The organism is Curtobacterium sp. MCPF17_018, from assembly GCF_003234135.1.
Classification (GTDB): domain Bacteria; phylum Actinomycetota; class Actinomycetes; order Actinomycetales; family Microbacteriaceae; genus Curtobacterium; species Curtobacterium flaccumfaciens.
Map to the genome: position 1 here is coordinate 150,993 of NZ_QKSJ01000010.1, position 18,100 is coordinate 169,092.

General features: G+C 69.9%; 14 protein-coding genes. 12 read left to right on the top strand and 2 right to left on the bottom strand.

Going from position 1 to position 18,100, the window contains the following annotated elements:
- Positions 1 to 812 precede the first annotated feature (812 nt).
- The 6 genes from dnaE to DEJ27_RS13080 are packed head-to-tail and all read left to right on the top strand — an operon-like array spanning position 813 to position 8,396.
- Positions 813 to 4,292: a DNA polymerase III subunit alpha gene (dnaE, locus tag DEJ27_RS13055; RefSeq protein WP_375231872.1), complete on the top strand. Its 3,480-nt coding sequence runs from the start codon at positions 813 to 815 to the stop codon at positions 4,290 to 4,292.
- An 11-nt stretch (positions 4,293 to 4,303) separates the two neighbouring features.
- Positions 4,304 to 4,654 carry a DUF2200 domain-containing protein gene (locus DEJ27_RS13060; RefSeq protein WP_110860168.1) on the top strand — a complete coding sequence of 117 codons (351 nt, stop codon included), beginning with the start codon at positions 4,304 to 4,306 and terminating at the stop codon, positions 4,652 to 4,654.
- A complete protein-coding gene (locus DEJ27_RS13065) occupies positions 4,651 to 5,505 on the top strand; it encodes a hypothetical protein (RefSeq protein ID WP_110860170.1) in 855 nt (284 codons plus the stop codon). The genes DEJ27_RS13060 and DEJ27_RS13065 overlap by 4 nt, the downstream gene beginning before the upstream one ends.
- Complete coding sequence (gene hisD, locus DEJ27_RS13070) at positions 5,502 to 6,809, top strand: histidinol dehydrogenase (RefSeq protein ID WP_111091090.1); 1,308 nt, start codon at positions 5,502 to 5,504, stop codon at positions 6,807 to 6,809. Before DEJ27_RS13065 ends, hisD begins: the two co-directional genes overlap by 4 nt.
- Before the next feature lie 13 nt (positions 6,810 to 6,822).
- Positions 6,823 to 7,323: a transcriptional regulator NrdR gene (nrdR, locus tag DEJ27_RS13075; RefSeq protein ID WP_110860175.1), complete on the top strand. Its 501-nt coding sequence runs from the start codon at positions 6,823 to 6,825 to the stop codon at positions 7,321 to 7,323.
- Positions 7,320 to 8,396, top strand: coding sequence for a quinone-dependent dihydroorotate dehydrogenase (locus tag DEJ27_RS13080; protein WP_111091091.1), 1,077 nt, complete (start codon positions 7,320 to 7,322; stop codon positions 8,394 to 8,396). The genes nrdR and DEJ27_RS13080 overlap by 4 nt, the downstream gene beginning before the upstream one ends.
- 140 nt (positions 8,397 to 8,536) lie before the next feature.
- On the opposite strand, the gene DEJ27_RS13085 is transcribed toward DEJ27_RS13080, so the two are convergent.
- Positions 8,537 to 9,112, bottom strand: a complete 576-nt coding sequence (locus DEJ27_RS13085; RefSeq protein WP_111091092.1) for a DUF3043 domain-containing protein — start codon at positions 9,110 to 9,112, stop codon at positions 8,537 to 8,539.
- A 52-nt stretch (positions 9,113 to 9,164) separates the two neighbouring features.
- Here DEJ27_RS13085 and DEJ27_RS13090 point away from each other — a divergent pair, with 52 nt between their 5' ends.
- The 6 genes from DEJ27_RS13090 to DEJ27_RS13115 all read left to right on the top strand — a co-directional run bounded on the left by DEJ27_RS13090 (position 9,165) and on the right by DEJ27_RS13115 (position 15,940).
- Positions 9,165 to 10,616 (top strand): dipeptidase, encoded by a 1,452-nt coding sequence (locus tag DEJ27_RS13090; RefSeq protein ID WP_110860181.1) that lies wholly within the window; start codon positions 9,165 to 9,167, stop codon positions 10,614 to 10,616.
- A 58-nt stretch (positions 10,617 to 10,674) separates the two neighbouring features.
- Positions 10,675 to 11,043 carry an iron-sulfur cluster assembly accessory protein gene (locus DEJ27_RS13095; protein ID WP_110860183.1) on the top strand — a complete coding sequence of 123 codons (369 nt, stop codon included), beginning with the start codon at positions 10,675 to 10,677 and terminating at the stop codon, positions 11,041 to 11,043.
- Between the two features lie 293 nt (positions 11,044 to 11,336).
- Positions 11,337 to 12,239: a cytochrome c oxidase subunit II gene (coxB, locus tag DEJ27_RS13100; RefSeq protein WP_110860185.1), complete on the top strand. Its 903-nt coding sequence runs from the start codon at positions 11,337 to 11,339 to the stop codon at positions 12,237 to 12,239.
- Between the two features lie 11 nt (positions 12,240 to 12,250).
- Positions 12,251 to 13,987, top strand: coding sequence for a cytochrome c oxidase subunit I (ctaD, locus tag DEJ27_RS13105; protein WP_250893043.1), 1,737 nt, complete (start codon positions 12,251 to 12,253; stop codon positions 13,985 to 13,987).
- A gap of 4 nt (positions 13,988 to 13,991) precedes the next feature.
- A complete protein-coding gene (locus DEJ27_RS13110; protein WP_110860187.1) occupies positions 13,992 to 14,408 on the top strand; it encodes a cytochrome c oxidase subunit 4 in 417 nt (138 codons plus the stop codon).
- 158 nt (positions 14,409 to 14,566) lie between these two features.
- On the top strand, positions 14,567 to 15,940 hold the full coding sequence (locus DEJ27_RS13115; protein ID WP_110860189.1) for a glucose-6-phosphate dehydrogenase: 1,374 nt from the start codon (positions 14,567 to 14,569) through the stop codon (positions 15,938 to 15,940).
- Positions 15,941 to 16,150: 210 nt separating this feature from the next.
- Here DEJ27_RS13115 and DEJ27_RS13120 read toward each other — a convergent pair whose 3' ends face one another.
- Positions 16,151 to 18,067 carry a glycoside hydrolase family 15 protein gene (locus DEJ27_RS13120; protein WP_111091093.1) on the bottom strand — a complete coding sequence of 639 codons (1,917 nt, stop codon included), beginning with the start codon at positions 18,065 to 18,067 and terminating at the stop codon, positions 16,151 to 16,153.
- Positions 18,068 to 18,100: the final 33 nt, after the last annotated feature.

Genomic DNA, 18,100 nt, shown 5'->3' on the forward strand with positions numbered 1-18,100 from the left:
TGTACCCGCGGCGGTCGGCCTGCGGCGTGTCTTGCCCCCTCGGCGGCCCGCATCGAGCGTGTCGCGACCGGGGCCGGTCTGGAGGCGCGGTACGGGCCGGCCACGCGCCTCCAGGCCGCAGCCCCCGGTCGCTTGCGCCGAGGGGTCACGAACTGTCGGCTGCGAGGCCGCCAGGCGACGCTTCCCGCACCCGCGGCGGTCGGCCTGCGGGGTGTCCCGCCCCCTCAGCGGCGCGCCCCGAGCGTGTCGCGACCCGGTGCCGGTCTGGAGGCGCGGTGCGGCCCCCGCCACGCGCCTCCAGGCTGCCGCGCCCGGCTGCTTGTGCCGAGGGGTCGCGAACTGTCGGCTGCGAGGCCGCCAAGCGACACTTCCCGCACCCGCACCCGCGGCGGTCGGCCTGCGGGGTGTCCCGCCCCCTCGGCGGCGCGCCCCGCGCGTGTCGCGACCCGGTGCCGGTCTGGAGGCGCGGTGGGGCCCGCCCCGCGCCTCCAGGCTGCCGCGCCCGGCCGCTTGTGCCGAGGGGTCGCGAACTGTCGGCTGCGAGGCCGCCAGGCGACACTTTCCGCACCCGCTGCGGCTCGTCTGCGGCGTGTCCTGCCCCCTCCGCGACGCGCCCCGAGCGTGTCGCGACCCGGTGCCGGCCTGGAGGCGCGGTGCGGCCCCGCCACGCGCCTGGCGTCCGCCCCGACGCGCGCGGGAATGTGGGCGGCCGCGGTTAGGCTGTTCCCACCCCGCAGCACACCGTACGAACCGGAGGTTCCGTGTCGGATTCCGACTCCTTCGTCCACCTGCACGTGCACAGCGAGTACTCGATGCTCGACGGTGCCGCCAGGCTCTCCGACCTCGTGGCGGAGACCGCCGCGCAGGGGATGCCCGCCGTGGCGGTGACCGACCACGGCAACATGTTCGGCGCCTTCGAGTTCTGGAAGGCCGCGAAGGCCGGCGGCGTCAAGCCGATCATCGGGACCGAGGCGTACATCACGCCGCGCACGCACCGCTCGGACAAGACCCGTGTGCGCTGGGGTGACGGCGGTGGCGACGACGTGTCCGGTGCCGGCTCGTACACGCACATGACGATGTTCGCCGAGAACACGACGGGCATGCACAACCTGTTCCGTCTGTCGTCCAAGGCGTCGCTCGAGGGCTACTACTTCAAGCCCCGCATGGACATCGAGCTCCTGCAGGAGTACCACGAGGGCATCATCGCCACGACGGGCTGCCCCTCGGGGGAGATCCAGACGCGCCTGCGTCTCGGCCAGTACGACGAAGCAGTGCAGGCGGCCGCCGACTACCGCGACATCTTCGGCAAGGAGAACTACTTCGCCGAGGTCATGGACCACGGCCTCGAGATCGAACGCCGGATCATGAGCGACCTGATCCGCCTGGCGAAGGATCTCGACATCCCGCTGGTCGGCACGAACGACCTGCACTACACGCACGCCCACGACGCCAAGTCGCACGCGGCACTGCTCTGCGTGCAGTCCGGCTCGACCCTGAACGACCCGAACCGCTTCAAGTTCGACGCCGACGAGTTCTACCTGAAGACCCCGGCGCAGATGCGGCATGTCTTCCGCGACAACCTCGAGGCCTGCGACAACACGCTGCTCATCGCGGAACGCTGCAACGTCGAGTTCGACACCTCGGCCAACTACATGCCGAAGTTCCCGGTGCCCGAGGGCGAGACCGAGCACTCCTGGTTCGAGAAAGAGGTCGCGAAGGGGCTGGACTACCGGTACCCGGACGGCATCTCGAAAGAGGTCCAGGACCGCGCCGACTACGAGGTCGGCATCATCAACCAGATGGGGTTCCCCGGCTACTTCCTGGTGGTCGCGGACTTCATCAACTGGTCCAAGAACAACGGCATCCGCGTCGGTCCGGGGCGTGGCTCCGGTGCCGGCTCGATGGTCGCGTACGCGATGCGCATCACCGACCTCGACCCGATCCGGCACGGCCTGATCTTCGAGCGGTTCCTCAACCCGGACCGCGTCTCGATGCCCGACTTCGACGTCGACTTCGACGACCGGCGCCGCGGTGAGGCGATCAAGTACGTCACCGAGAAGTACGGGTCGGAGCGCGTCGCGCAGATCGTCACGTACGGCACGATCAAGGCGAAGCAGGCACTCAAGGACTCCTCGCGCGTCCTCGGGTTCCCGTTCGGCATGGGCGAGAAGCTCACGAAGGCGATGCCGCCGCCCGTGATGGGCAAGGACATCCCGCTCACCGGGATCTTCGACAAGGACCACCCGCGCTACAAGGAAGCCGTCGACGTCCGCACCGTGGTCGAGACCGACCCCGAGGCGAAGACCGTCTTCGACACCGCACTCGGGCTCGAGGGGCTGAAGCGCCAGTGGGGCGTGCACGCGGCCGGCGTCATCATGTCGAGCGACCCGCTCATCGACATCATCCCGATCATGAAGCGGGAGCAGGACGGCCAGATCGTCACGCAGTTCGACTACCCGGCAGCGGAGTCGCTCGGCCTGATCAAGATGGACTTCCTGGGGCTCCGCAACCTCACGATCATCAGTGACGCCCTCGACAACATCAAGACGAACCGTGGGATCGAGCTCGACCTCGAGAACATGGGTCTGGAAGACCCCGAGGCGTACGCGCTCCTGCAGCGCGGCGACACCCTCGGCGTGTTCCAGCTCGACGGCGGGCCGATGCGCGGCCTGCTGCGCCTGATGAAGCCTGACAACTTCGAGGACATCTCCGCGCTCATCGCCCTGTACCGCCCGGGGCCCATGGGAGCGAACTCGCACACGAACTACGCGCTCCGCAAGAACGGCGAGCAGCCGATCACGCCGATCCACCCGGAGCTCGAAGAGCCCCTCAAGGACATCATCGGCACGACCTACGGCCTGATCATCTACCAAGAGCAAGTGATGGCCATCGCGCAGAAGGTCGCCGGGTTCTCCCTCGGCCAGGCGGACATCCTCCGCCGCGCGATGGGCAAGAAGAAGAAGTCCGAGCTCGACAAGCAGTACGCGGGCTTCCAGCAGGGCATGAAGGACAACGGGTACTCCGACGCGGCGATCAAGACGCTGTGGGACATCCTGCTGCCCTTCTCCGACTACGCGTTCAACAAGGCGCACTCCGCCGCCTACGGTGTGGTGTCCTTCTGGACCGCCTACCTCAAGGCGCACTACCCGGCCGAGTACATGGCCGCCCTGCTGACCTCGGTCGGCGACGCCCGCGACAAGCTCGCCCTGTACCTGAACGAGTGCCGCCGGATGGGCATCAAGGTGATGCCGCCGGACGTCAACGAGTCGATCGGCTTCTTCGCCGCAGTCGGCGACGACATCCGATTCGGCATGGGTGCCATCCGCAACGTCGGGTTCAACGTCGTCGACGACATCGTCAAGGCCCGGACCGAGAAGGGCGCCTTCGAGTCGTTCCACGACTTCCTGCGCAAGATCCCGATCTCGTCGGCGAACAAGCGCACGGTGGAGTCGCTCATCAAGGCCGGTGCCTTCGACGAGTTCGGCGACACCCGACGCGCCCTGGTGGAGATCCACGAGGGCGCGGTCGAAGGTGCGGTCAAGGTCAAGCGCGACGAGGCCCACGGCAACGTCGGGTTCGACTTCGACTCGCTCTTCGCCGAGGCAGCCGAGGACGCCCCGAGCGCCGCGGTGTCGCAGGTGCCGGACCGCCCGGAGTGGTCCAAGCGCGACAAGCTCGCGTTCGAGCGGGACATGCTCGGGCTCTACGTGTCCGACCACCCGCTCGCCGGGCTCGAGATCGAGCTCGCGAAGCACCAGTCGATCACCATCGCCGACCTGCTGACCGCCGACGACTCGATCGAGGGCGAGACGGTGACCGTCGCCGGCCTGCTGACGAGCGTGCAGCACCGGGTGGCGAAGACGAGCGGCAACCCGTACGGCATCGTCGACATCGAGGACTTCGGCGGCCAGATCGGCGTGATGTTCCTGGGCAAGACGTACCAGGAGTTCGGCCCGTCGCTGGTGCCCGACTCGATCGTCGTGCTTCGTGGCCGCGTCAACGTGCGCGACGACGGCAAGGCCCTGCACGCGGTGAGCATGTTCCAGCCGAACGTCGGCGACGCGATGGGGTCCGGCCCGCTCACCCTGTCCCTGCCGGAACGACAGGCCACGACGACCACGGTGACGGAGCTCGCCGCCGTGCTCGGCCGCCACCAGGGTGACACCGAGGTCCGGCTGAAGCTGCTCAAGGACGACGTCGCGCGCACCTTCGAGTTGCCGTTCCCGGTGAACCTGACCCCCGACCTGTTCGGCGAGCTGAAGAGCCTGCTCGGACCCCGCTGCCTGGTGTAGGAGCGTCGACCATGGCCGGTCACCGGATCTTCGGGACGCCCGTCGCGGACGTCTACGGGCACTACCTGGCGAAGGTGGAGCGGAAGGGCCACACGAAGGCGGAACTCGACACCGTCATCGAGTGGCTGACCGGCTTCGACGACCTGGCGCTCGCGCAGCACCTGGCCGACCGGACCACGTTCGAGGACTTCTTCGCCAGCGCGCACCTCAACCCGAACGCCCCGCTCATCACCGGGGTGATCTGCGGGGTGCGGATCGAGGAGCTCGACGACCCGCTCATGCGGCAGATCCGGTACCTCGACAAGCTCGTCGACGAGGTCGCCACGGGCCGGCCGATGGTGAAGATCCTGCGGACCGCGTGACCGACGGCCAGCCGGCACCGCACGTCCTCCGGGCGTTCGGCGTGCACGACCGGCCGCTCGAGCGCCTGGGCGGCGGGCGCGGACTCACGTGGCGCGCCGGGGACGTCGTCCTCCGCCCGTCCGGTGACCGCCTGGAGGCCCGGTGGCGGTCCGCCACACTGGCGCGGCTGGTCCACACGGCCGGGTTCCGGACGCCGCGCCCCGTCGCCGCCACGTCCGGGGACTGGGTCGTGGACGCCCGCGCCGACGCCGGCACCGGCGTCAGCACCGGCGACGACGGTTGGGAGGCCTGGCGGTGGGTCGACGGTCGGACCGACCCGACTCGCGTGGACGACGTGATCGCCGCGGGTGCAGCGTTCCACCGCGCGATCGCCCATCTGCCACGCCCCGACTTCCTCGACCACCGCGGAGAGCCCTGGAGCCGGGCGGACCGCATGGCCTGGGGCGGAACAGCCCTGCCCGATGACCCGACGCTGGATCGCCTGGCCGCGACGTTCCGGCCGGTGACGTCCCCGTCGCAGCTCGTCCACGGCGACCTGCTCGGCAACGTGCTCTTCACGCCGGGGGAGCCGCCGACGGTGTTCGACTGGGCACCCTACTGGCGCCCGCCGGGCCTCGGCGCCGCGATCGCCGCGGTCGACGCCGTGTGCTGGCACGGGGTCGCCGTCGGTCGGCTCGGCGTGCTCGGCACCGGCGTCCCCGAGTGGCCGCAGCTGCTCGTCCGTGCGCTGGCCTTCCGGATCGCCACGCTGCACCTGCTCGACGCGTGGGACGCCGACCAGACCGCCCGCCACCGGCCCGTGGTCGACGCCGTCGTGCAGCACGCCGCCGGTACGCTGGAGGCCTCATGATGCAGCGAATCGACCTCCGCGGCGGCCTCCCCGCCCGTGCCGAACTCCTCCGACTCATGCCCCGTGCCGCGGGTGACGTGTCGCACGCCGTCGATGCCGCGCGCGAGTTGATCGAGGACGTCCGACACCGTGGGGCCGCGGCCCTGCACGACCAGGCCGAGCGCTTCGACGGCGGAGCTCCTGCGAACGTACGGGTGTCCGCTGCCGAGATCACCGCCGCCGTGGCCGGGCTCACCCCCGAGGTCCGAGCAGCACTCGACGAGGCCATCCGCCGCGTCCGGGCCGCGAGTGCCGCGCAGATCCCCGCCCCGGCCGTGACGACCCTGGCCGGCGGCGCCGAGGTCCACCAGCGCTGGCAGCCGATGCGCCGTGTGGGGCTCTACGTGCCCGGTGGCAAGGCCGTCTACCCGTCCAGCGTGGTGATGAACGTCGTCGCGGCCCAGGTCGCAGGCGTGCCCTCGATCGCCCTCGTGTCACCGCCGCAGCGCGACCACGGCGGCGCGGTGCACCCGACGATCCTCGCCGCGGCGGGGCTGCTCGGCATCGACGAGGTCTACGCGATGGGCGGCGCCGGAGCCGTCGGCGCGCTGGCGTACGGCGTCGCCGAGATCGACCTCGAGCCGGTCGACCTGGTCACGGGGCCTGGCAACAACTACGTCGCCGCCGCCAAGCGTCTGGTGCGCGGGGTGGTGGGCATCGACTCCGAGGCCGGGGCGACCGAGATCCTCGTGATCGCGGACGACACCGCCGACGCCGGGTTCGTGGCCGCCGACCTCATCAGCCAGGCCGAGCACGACGAGCAGGCCGGCAGCGTGCTGGTGACGACGTCCGCGACGTTCGCCGACGCGGTGGAGGCCGCGATCCCGGAACGCACCGCGGTGCTCGGGACGGCTGCGCGCCTCCAGGCCGCCCTGGACGGACCGCAGTCCGCGATCGTCCTGGTGGACTCGCTGACCGACGCGGCGACCGTGAGCAACGCGTACGGGCCGGAGCACCTCGAGATCCAGACGGTCGACGACGACGCGGTGCTGGCCGACATCGACGCCGCCGGTGCGGTGTTCGTCGGGCCGAGCACGCCGGTGAGCCTGGGGGACTACCTGGCCGGGTCGAACCACGTGCTGCCGACCGGCGGCCAGGCCCGGTTCGGGTCCGGGTTGTCCGCGTCGACGTTCCTGCGGCCCCAGCAGATCGTCCGGTACACGCCGGAGGCCCTGGCCGAGGTCGCGCCGCACATCGTCGCGCTGTCCACCGAGGAGCAGCTCCCCGCGCACGGGGCCGCCGTGACGGAGCGCACGAACCGATAGCCTGGGGAACGACATGTTCTGCCCCTTCTGCCGCCACCCGGACTCCCGCGTCGTCGACTCACGGACGAGCGACGACGGAACCTCCATCCGCCGCCGTCGTCAGTGCCCCAACTGCGGTCGACGGTTCTCGACCACCGAGACCGCATCGCTCAACGTGGTGAAGCGCAACGGTGTCACCGAGCCGTTCAGCCGCGACAAGATCGTCTCCGGCGTGCGCAAGGCGTGCCAGGGACGCCCGGTCACCGACGGCGACCTGGCCGTGCTCGCCCAGCGCGTCGAGGAGACCGTACGGTCCTCCGGATCCAGCCAGATCGACGCGAACGACATCGGCCTCGCGATCCTCGCGCCCCTGCGGGAGCTCGACGAGGTCGCCTACCTGCGGTTCGCGAGCGTCTACCAGGCGTTCGACTCGCTCGAGGACTTCGAGGACGCCATCGGCCAGCTCCGCCGCGACCACCACGGGGCATCCGACGCGGCCGCCGGGTCGTCCGCACCGTCCGGCACGCGCGCGTGAGCGGCATCGCCGAACGGATCGTGCGCGGCGGGTACCGCGTCGTGTTCCGCTCCGTGTTCGCGAACATGGACCCGGAGCGCGCCCACCACCTCGCGTTCGCCGTCATCGCGGGGCTGCCCCGCGTGCCGTTCCTGAGCGGCGTCGTCGAGCGGTACTGCCGTCCGGCGGCGGCCGACGGCGTCACCACGATGGGCATCCACTTCCCGTCGCGCTTCGGCCTGGCGGCCGGGTTCGACAAGGACGCCCGCGGCATCGCCGGTCTCGGCCTGCTCGGCTTCGGCCACGTCGAGGTCGGCACCATCACCGCCAAGCCGCAGCCCGGCAACGAGCGCCCGCGCCTGTTCCGGCTGATCGGCGACCGCGCCCTCATCAACCGCATGGGCTTCAACAACCACGGCGCCGCAGCGGCCGCCCGACGCCTCGAGCGCGCCCGCCGCAACCCCGGCCGACCGGTCATCGGCGTGAACATCGGCAAGAGCCGGGTCGTCGCCGTCGAGGACGCCATCGACGACTACCTCGAGTCCACCCGTCGGCTCGCCACGTTCGCGGACTACCTGGCGGTCAACGTCAGCTCGCCGAACACGCCCGGCCTGCGCGGACTGCAGGAACTCGACCAGCTCCGACCGCTGCTGTCCGCGGTGCGTGACGCCGCCGGCCGGACGCCGGTGCTCGTCAAGATCGCACCGGACCTGACCGACGAGCAGATCGACGCGATCGCGGGCCTCGCGGTCGAGCTCGGACTGTCCGGGGTGATCGCGAACAACACGACGATCTCCCGCGACGGCCTGACGGCCGATCCGTCCGACGTCGAGGCGATGGGTGCCGGGGGCCTCTCCGGTGCGCCGGTCGCCGCTCGCTCGCTCGAGGTCCTGCGACGCGTCCGCGCCGCGGTGCCCTCCGACTTCTGCGTCATCGCCGTCGGTGGTGTGACCACCGAGCAGGACGTGCAGGACCGCATCGACGCGGGAGCCACGCTCGTGCAGGGCTACACGGCGTTCCTCTACGAGGGACCGACCTGGGCCGCGCGCATCAACCGGCTGCGCCGCCGGCGGCTGCGTCTCGCCGCGCGGTAGACGCGACCACCTGACGGACTGGAGGCCCGTGGCGACACCGCCACGGGCCTCCAGTCCGTCGTGTGGGTGCGGGAACGACGGAGTGGAAACGACGAAGCGCCGCCCGGCATGCCGGGCGGCGCTTCGTCATGTGTGTGTGGCTAGAGCGTGGGGTACTGCCCACGCCGGACCTGGGGCTTCGGCAGCCGCAGGAAGCGCAGCTGCCACGCCCGCGTGAGGATGTAGAGGAACGTGCCGCGCTGGAACTCGCCGAACTTGGCGGTGAGCTTGCGGCGGAGCGACAGCCACAGCACGACGCAGTCGATGATGAACAGCGCCACGAACGCCCACACCAGCAGGAGCGAGTAGGACGCGATCACGGTCTGCGCGGCCGCGAACCCGACGATCAGGAACAGCACGAGCACGGGCATCATGACCTCGCCGACGTTCCAGCGGGCGTCGATCCAGTCGCGGACGAAGCGTCGCTGCTCACCGCGGTCCTTCGCCGGCAGGTAGCGCTCCTCGCCGTTGGCCATGCCGACCCGGGCACGCTCGCGCTCCGAGTTGAGACGAGCGCGGGCGGCCTTCTTGTCGACCGGCGTGTTGCCGACGAGGGGGCGGCGGTTCGCTGCCTCTCGCTCGCGGCGGGACGGCGTGGGGCGGCCCTTGCCCTGCTCGAGGAGCTCGGCCTCGGTCGGGTTGACGGTCGTGTTGGTCTTGGGGGCTGCCTTCGCCACGGTGCGTTCCTAACGGCGGTGTGCGTGCGGGATCTCCTCTAGATTACCGGGCATGACCGACAGCGAACAGCACAGCCCCGCGACCGACCCCGCGCTCCTCGACGCCCTGCGCGAACACGTGCAGGGGGCACTGCCCACGACGATCGCCGACCTGTCCGCGCTGGTGCGCCTGCCGTCGGTGTCCTGGTCGGCCTTCGACCCGGCGAAGGTGCGCGCGAGTGCCGAGGCCGTCGCGGACCTCGCCCGGTCGACCGGGGTGTTCGGCGCGGACGACGTCAGGATCGTGCGGTCCGCGGTGTCCGGCTCGACGGCCGACGTCGCCGAGGCCGACGCCGAGACCGAACTGGGCCAGCCCGCGGTGCTCGCGGTGCGCCCGGCGCGGAACGGCAAGCCGACGGTGATGCTCTACGCCCACCACGACGTGCAGCCGCAGGGCGACGAGGCCCTGTGGGAGACGCCGCCGTTCGAGCCGACCCTGCGCGGTGACCGCCTGTACGGCCGCGGGGCCTCGGACGACAAGGCGGGCGTGATGACGCACATCGCGTCGCTCCGCGCGGTGCACGCCCAGTTCGGTGACGACCTCGACCTCGGGATCGTGCTGTTCGTCGAGGGCGAGGAGGAGTTCGGCTCGCGCTCGTTCCGCACGTTCCTGCGCGAGCAGAAGGAGCACCTCGCCGCCGACGTCATCGTCGTGGCGGACAGTGACAACTGGTCGACCGAGGTGCCGTCGATCACGGTCTCACTGCGCGGCAACGTCACCTTCAAGCTCACCCTGACCACGCTCGAGCACGCCAGCCACAGCGGCATGTTCGGGGGAGCGGCCCCGGACGCGATGATCCCCATGGTGCAGCTGCTCGCCTCGCTGCACGACGCGGACGGTTCGGTCGCCGTCGACGGGCTGACCTCGTACGAGGCCGACGTGCCGGAGCGCACCGAGGACGAACTCGCCGTCGACGCCGCACTCGTCCCCGGTGTGCGCCCGATCGGCACCGGCGCCGTGCTGTCCCGCATGTGGTTCCAGCCGTCGATCACGGTGACCGGCATGGACGTGCCGAGCGTCGCGAACGCCTCGAACACCCTGCTGCCCACGGTCTCGGCACGGGTCTCGGTCCGCGTCGCCCCCGGCCAGGACGCCAGGCAGGCGTACGCGGCCGTCGAGCGGCACCTGCGCGAGCACGTCCCGTTCGGTGCACGGATGGAGATCACCGAGCCGGACAGCGGCGACGGGTTCCTCGTCGACACCGCTGGCTGGGCCGTCCAGGAGGCCCGCACGGCCATGCGCGAGGGGTGGGGTGCCGAGGCGGTCGAGCAGGGCATCGGCGGATCGATCCCGTTCGTGTCCGACCTCGCCGCGGAGTTCCCGGACGCGCAGATCCTGGTCACCGGCGTCGAGGACCCGGACACCCGTGCCCACAGCCCGAACGAGTCGCAGCACCTCGGTGTCCTGCACCGTGCCATCGCGTCGGAGACGATCCTGCTCGCCAGGCTCGCGACGCGCAGCTGAGGGTGCTTACAATCGACGCCAGGCGCGGTGACCAGCACCGCCCGGAGGGAGACGCGCGATGAGCGACACCATCACCGGAGCACCGGCGACTGAAACGCAGTCGCACGGCGTCCTCCTGAGCGACGCCGCTGCCGGCAAGGTGGCGAGCCTGCTCGAGCAGGAGGGCCGCGACGACCTGCGCCTGCGCCTCGCCGTCCAGCCCGGCGGCTGCTCGGGCCTGATCTACCAGCTGTACTTCGACGAGCGCCTGCTCGACGGCGACGTCACGGCCGAGTTCGACGGGGTCGAGGTCGTCGTCGACAAGATGAGCGTCCCGTACCTCGACGGCGCGACGATCGACTTCGAGGACACGATCCAGAAGCAGGGCTTCACGATCGACAACCCGAACGCGCAGGGCAGCTGCGCCTGTGGTGACAGCTTCCACTGATCATCAGCGATCCGACACGCGAGCGGGGAGCGACCGGAACGGTCGCTCCCCGCTCGCGTTCGTGTGACCGGACGTGGCGCGCCGGGGCGCGGCGCGACCGGGCGGAATCGGGCCCGTCGGCGTGCGGATCGAGGCCAGAACCGTGTCGTGTGTGCGCGAGCGGTACCGAGCTGCGAGTAAGCTAGGAGTGTTCCAATCAAGCTGGGAGCCAGCCATGCGCCGCCTTCGTGCGGCTCGCCGTCGGACTCGACGGGCTGACCTCCTGAAGCTCACGTCTTTTGCGAGAGGTAACAGTGCGTTCGAATCGCCGTATACGTTGGGCGGCCGTCCCGGTGGCCGTCGGTCTGGTCATCGCACTGGCTGGCTGCACGCAGCAGCAGATGAACGGATGGCTCCCCGGCACGGAGGAGACGAAGAACGTCACCAACCACACGAGCCGCATCGTCGGCCTGTGGACCACCAGCTGGGTCGTTCTCCTCGCCGTCGGACTCATCGTCTGGGGCCTCGTCATCTGGGCAGCGATCGTCTACCGCCGCCGGAAGGGCCAGACCGGCCTGCCCGTGCAGATGCGGTACAACATGCCGCTCGAGATCTTCTACACGATCGTGCCGCTGATCCTCGTGCTCGGCTTCTTCGCCTTCACCGCGAAGGACCAGGCCGCGATCGAGAAGCCCTTCGCCGACCCCGACGCCACCGTGCACGTGTACGGCAAGCGCTGGGCGTGGGACTTCAACTACATCAACAAGGACAACCCCGAAGAGAGCGTCTACTACCAGGGCATCCAGGCCCAGGAAGAAGAGAACGCCAACGGGGCGATCGACGAGTCGCAGCTGCCGACCCTCTACCTGCCGAAGGGCAAGAAGGTCGCGATCGAGCTCTCATCGCGTGACGTCGACCACTCCTTCTGGGTCATCGACTTCCTCTACAAGAAGGACATGCTCCCGGGCAAGACCAACTGGGAGTACTTCATCCCGGAGAAGCTCGGCACGTACCAGGGCAAGTGCGCTGAGCTCTGCGGTGAGTACCACTCGCTGATGCTCTTCCAGGTGAAGGTCGTCACCCCGGCGCAGTACCAGGACTACCTCGACACCCTGAAGGACCAGGGCAAGGTCGGTCTGCTCGGTGACGAGTACAACACCAACTCCAACGAACCGAACAACAAGGCGCCGGTCGAGGCGTCCAGCGAGAACAAGTAGGGGCTCGTCAGATGACAACGTCACTCGTCGGCCAACCGACCCAGACCTCGTCGCCGGACTTCCAGGCGTCGAAGGTGGGTCGGAAGGGCAACATCGTCGTCCGGTGGATCACCTCCACCGACCACAAGACCATCGGGTACATGTACCTGATCGCGTCGTTCATCTTCTTCCTGCTCGCAGGTGTGATGGCGCTCGTGATCCGTGCCCAGCTCTTCGAACCCGGCCTGCACGTGGTCGCGACGAAGGAGCAGTACAACCAGCTGTTCACGATGCACGGCACGATCATGCTGCTGATGTTCGCGACGCCGCTGTTCTCCGGCTTCGCGAACGCGATCATGCCGCTGCAGATCGGTGCGCCCGACGTCGCCTTCCCGCGACTCAACGGCTTCGCCTTCTGGCTCTACCTGTTCGGCTCGCTCATCGCGGTCGGCGGCTTCCTCACCCCGCAGGGCGCAGCCTCGTTCGGGTGGTTCGCCTACGCGCCACTGAGTGACACGACGTTCACACCAGGGCTCGGCGGCACACTCTGGGTCTTCGGGCTCGGCATGACCGGCTTCTCGACGATCCTCGGCGCGGTGAACTTCATCACCACGATCATCACGATGCGTGCCCCGGGTCTGACCATGTTCCGCATGTCGATCTTCACGTGGAACACCCTCGTGACGGCGCTCCTCGTCCTGATGGCGTTCCCGGTCCTCGCGACGGCGCTCTTCGGCCTCGGGCTCGACCGCGTGTTCGACGCGCAGATCTTCAACCCGGCCAACGGCGGGGCCCTGCTCTGGCAGCACCTGTTCTGGTTCTTCGGGCACCCCGAGGTCTACATCATCGCGCTGCCGTTCTTCGGCATCGTCTCCGAGGTCTTCCCGGTGTTCAGCCGCAAGCCGATCTTCGGGTACAAGACCCTGGTCTACGCGACGATCTCCATCGCGGCCCTCTCGATCACGGTGTGGGCGCACCACATGTACGTCACCGGTGGCGTCCTGCTCCCGTGGTTCTCGCTCATGACGATGCTGATCGCGGTCCCGACCGGCGTGAAGATCTTCAACTGGGTCGGCACCATGTGGCGCGGTTCGGTCACGTTCGAGACCCCGCTCCTCTGGGCCCTCGGCTTCCTCATCACGTTCACCTTCGGTGGTCTCACCGGCGTGATCCTGGCGTCGCCGCCGCTCGACTTCCACGTGTCCGACTCGTACTTCGTCGTGGCGCACTTCCACTACGTGGTCTTCGGCACCGTCGTGTTCGCGATGTTCTCGGGCTTCTACTTCTGGTGGCCGAAGTGGACCGGCAAGATGCTCAACGAGCGACTCGGCAAGATCCACTTCTGGCTCCTGTTCATCGGGTTCCACACCACGTTCCTCATCCAGCACTGGCTGGGCGTCATCGGCATGCCGCGTCGTTACGCGACCTACCTGCCGAACGACGGTTTCACCTGGATGAACCAGCTGTCGACGATCGGCTCGATGATCCTCGCGATCTCGTTCCTGCCGTTCATCTTCAACGTCTACGTGACCGCCCGGAACGCACCGAAGGTCGCCGTGAACGACCCGTGGGGCTACGGCCGTTCGCTCGAGTGGGCGACCTCCTGCCCGCCGCCGCGCCACAACTTCACGTCGATCCCGCGCATCCGTTCGGAGTCCCCGGCCTTCGACCTGAACCACCCCGAGGCCGGTGTGCCGATCGGTGTCGGTCCCGCGAAGGACGCCCCCGATGCCCCGACCTACGACGCCGCGAAGGGCGAGGTGAAGTAAGGCCATGCGCGCGAACACCAACCTGTTCTGGATCCTCTTCGGGTTCTTCATCCTGGCGGACGCCGCCTACACGATCTGGGCGCTGATCTACTACGGCGAGCCCGAGTGGGTGGGCACCGTGGCGATCGGCCTCACCGGCCTGATGTCGGCGTTCATCGCCTTCTACCTCGGCAAGGTCATGTCGTCCCAGGGCGGGGTCCTGCCCGAGGACCGCCCCGACGCCAACATCGAGGACGGCGACGCCGAGCTCGGGCACTTCAGCCCGTGGTCCTGGTGGCCCATCCTGCTGGCCGCCGCGGTCGGCGTGTGCTTCCTCGGCGTGGCCGCCGGCCTGTGGATCGTCCCGATCGGGCTCGTCCTCGTGGCGATCACCCTGGTCGGTTGGGTCTACGAGTACTACCGCGGCAACTTCGGGCACTGACCCGGCGCTGCAGCGCACCTGACACTTCGGGCGGCACCAGAACGGTGCCGCCCGAAGTGCGTCCAGGAGACGAACTCCGGTCCCGATCCGGAACAAACGGGCCCGCCCGCGACTTGACTGGAGCGGACCTCCCACCACAGCGAAAGGAGTCACCTCAGGTGACCGACAAGCGCACCCTCATCATCTTCGGCGCGACGGGCGACCTCGCCTCCCGCCTGCTCCTGCCGGGCCTCGGCACGTTCCTGCAGAGCGGCCGTGCAGTCCCCGTGCAGCTGATCGGCACGGGCCGCAGCGAGCGCAGCCCCGAGAAGTGGAAGGACATCGTCACGCAGTCCTTCGCGTCGCAGGACGTCAAGGGGCCGGAGGTCGACGCGACCATCGAGTCGACGCAGTTCATCCAGGGCGACCCCACCGACCCGAAGCACCTCGAGGCGCTCCTGGCCGCGGCCGAATCCGAGCCGATCCTGTACTTCGCCCTCCCGCCGCAGATCGCCTCCGACATCTGCGAGGCGCTCGAGCACGTCGAGCTCCCCGAGGGCACGACCCTGGCCTTCGAGAAGCCCTTCGGCACCGACGTCGCCAGCGCCCAGGCCCTCAACGAGACCGTGCTCAAGCTCGTCCCCGAGGACCGCGTGCACCGCACCGACCACTTCCTCGGCCGCACCACCGTGCTGAACATCATCGGTCTGCGCTTCGCGAACCGCCTGTTCGAGCCCATCTGGAACGCCGAGAACATCGAGAAGGTCGACATCTTCTACGACGAGACCCTCGGTCTCGAGAACCGCGCCCAGTACTACGACGAGGCCGGCGCGATGGTCGACATGATCCAGTCGCACCTGCTGCAGATCCTCGGCCTGGTCACGATGGACGCCCCGGCCGCGATCGACGCGGTCGAGTTCCGCTCGTCGCTCGCCCGGGTCCTGCGCTCCACCCGCCTCAAGGGCGACGACGCGAAGATCGCGTCGCGCCGCGCGGTCTACACGGCCGGCACCATCGACGGCAAGGAACTGCCGTCGTACCAGGAAGAGGACGGCGTCGACCCGTCGCGCAAGACGGAGACCCTCGCCGAGATCTCGGTCGAGGTCGACACCGCCCGCTGGGCCGGCGTCCCCTTCACGCTGCGCTCCGGCAAGGCCCTCGGCGCCAGCCGGAAAGAGGTCCTGATCACCTTCAAGCCGGTCACGCGCCTGCCCTCCGGTCTGAGCGGTCGCCCGAAGACCGACACCCTGCGCATCGTCCTGAACCCGGACGAGATCGAGCTGTCGGTGTCGGCCAACGGCGGTGGCAACCCGTTCGAGATGGGACAGGTCACCCTGTCGTCGTCGTTCAGTGACGGCGAGCTCACCCCGTACGGCGAGGTCCTGAACGGCATCTTCCACGACGACCCGCTGCTCTCCATCCGCGGTGACGTGGCCGAGCGCTGCTGGGAGATCGTGGAGCCGGTCGTCGCCGCCTGGAAGGCGGACGAGGTCCCGCTCGAGGAGTACCGCGCCGGTTCGCGCGGCCCGGCGGACTGGGAGTCGTCGTCCTGACGGACGCGTTCCCGACGTCCTGAACGGACGCACGGACGGACGGGAGGCCCGGTGCCAGCTGGCACCGGGCCTCCCGTCCGTCGTGGGGTCGCCTTCAGGGCATCGCAAGACGCCGTCGTGTCATCGTGACGCCGCCGGATCCTGCGGCGTCTCGGCGGCTTCGAGGCGTCGCGCGAAGACGACGGCGTCTTCAGGGCGTCGAGCGGGACGTCAGGCGGGGGAGCCGGCGCGCTCACCCTCGCCCGTCCACGACCGCGTGCCACCGTCGTGGACGGGCAACCGCGTGCGGTGCCCGACGGTCGCGCCACGTGCGCGCTCGATGGCGTCCGCTGCCGACACGAGCGTCAGGTGCGACAGCACCTGCGGGGTGTTGCCGATGTGGTGCCCGGTGGCGACGTCGATCTCCTCGGAGAGCATGCCGACGTCGTTCGCGTACCCGACGAGCACGTCCATCAGGCGTTCCGCGTCCTCGACCCGGCCCGAGGCGGCGTACTGCTCCACCAACCAGAACGAGCACGCCAGGAACGGGTGCTCGGCGCCGGACAGCCCGTCGAAGCCGGCCGTCGTGCGGTAGCGGAGCACGAGGCCGTCGTCCCCGACGCGCAGGTCCTCCTCGATGGCGCGCACGGTGCCCGTCATCCGGGGGTCGTCGGCGCGGCAGAACCCGACCTGCGGCAGGACGAGCAGGCTCGCGTCGACCTCGTCGGTGTCGTAGTGCTGGCGGAACGAACCGCGCGCGGCGTTCCAGCCGTGCTCCTCGATCTCGGCGCGGACGGTGTCGCGCAGGGTGCGCCAGCGGTCGACGGGGCCCGCGAGGCCGAACTCCTCGACCGCGGCGACCCCGCGGTCGAACGCGGCCCAGATCATCACCCGCGAGTGGGTGAAGCTGCGCCGCGGGCCGCGCATCTCCCAGATGCCGCTGTCCGGCTCCTGCCAGTGCTCCTCGACGTAGCCGAGCAGCGCCCGCTGCAGCGCCCAGGAGTCGGCGTTCTCCTCGACACCGAGCTCGCGGGCGTCGTGCAGTGCCGCGAGCACCTCGCCGAAGACGTCGCCCTGGTACTGCGTCGAGGCCCCGTTGCCGACGCGCACGGGCGTCGACCCGAGGTACCCGGGCAGCTCGGGCAGTTCCCGTTCGGGCAGCTCACGTTCGCCGGCGATGCCGTACATGATCTGCACGTCGGCGGGGTCACCCGCGATCGCGCGCAGCAGCCAGCCACGCCAGTGCGTGGCCTCGTCGCGGTAGCCGTGGGCGATGAGCGACGCGAGCGCGAGGGAGGCGTCGCGCAGCCACACGTAGCGGTAGTCCCAGTTGCGTTCGCCGCCGGGGTCTTCCGGCAGGCCCGTGGTCGCGGCGGCGACGACGCCACCGGTCTCGCCGTGGGTCATCGCGCGGAGGAACACCAGCGACCGTCGTGCGGCGTCGGCGTACCGACCGGTGGTCTGCGCTGGGGCGGTCCACGCCGTCCACCACTCCACCGTGTGGGCGAGGGCCGCGTCGACGTCGAGCGGCTCCGGAGGTTCGCGATGCGAGGGGTACCACGTGAGCACCGTGTCGAGCACGTCGCCGTCGTGGACCGTCGTGACGGCGCTGTGCCGGTGGTCGTCGGCGCGGAACTGCGGCCCCCGGACGATCACCGAGCCCGGACCGGCCGTCGCGAGCAGCGCCGGTTCGTCGTCGTCTCCGATCTGCCGGATCCACGGCAGGGCCCGCGAGTAGTCGAACCGGATCCGGAGCGTCTGCCGGAGCTCGACGGTGCCGCGGAGCCCACGCACCCGCCGCACGATCGAGGGGCGGTGCGCTCCGACGGGCATGAACTCGGTGACCTCGACCACGCCGTCACGGGTGGTCCAGACGGTCGAGAGCACCAGGGTGTCGCCGTGGTACCGCCACTCGGCGGTGGCGTCACCGTCGACGGGCCGCAGCGTCCAGTGCCCGTGGTCCTCGGTGCCGAGCAGCGAGGCGAAGGTGGACGAGCTGTCGAAGCGCGGCAGGCACGCCCAGTCGATGGTCCCGTCGCGGCCGACCAGGGCAGCGGTGCCGGTGTCGCCGATCAGGGCGTGGTCCTCGATGCGGTTCGGCGGTGTGTGTGGTGCGGCTGGGGGTGGTGCGGCCGGCTCGGTGCTCATGGACCGATCGAACACCCGATGCCCGAGCACTGC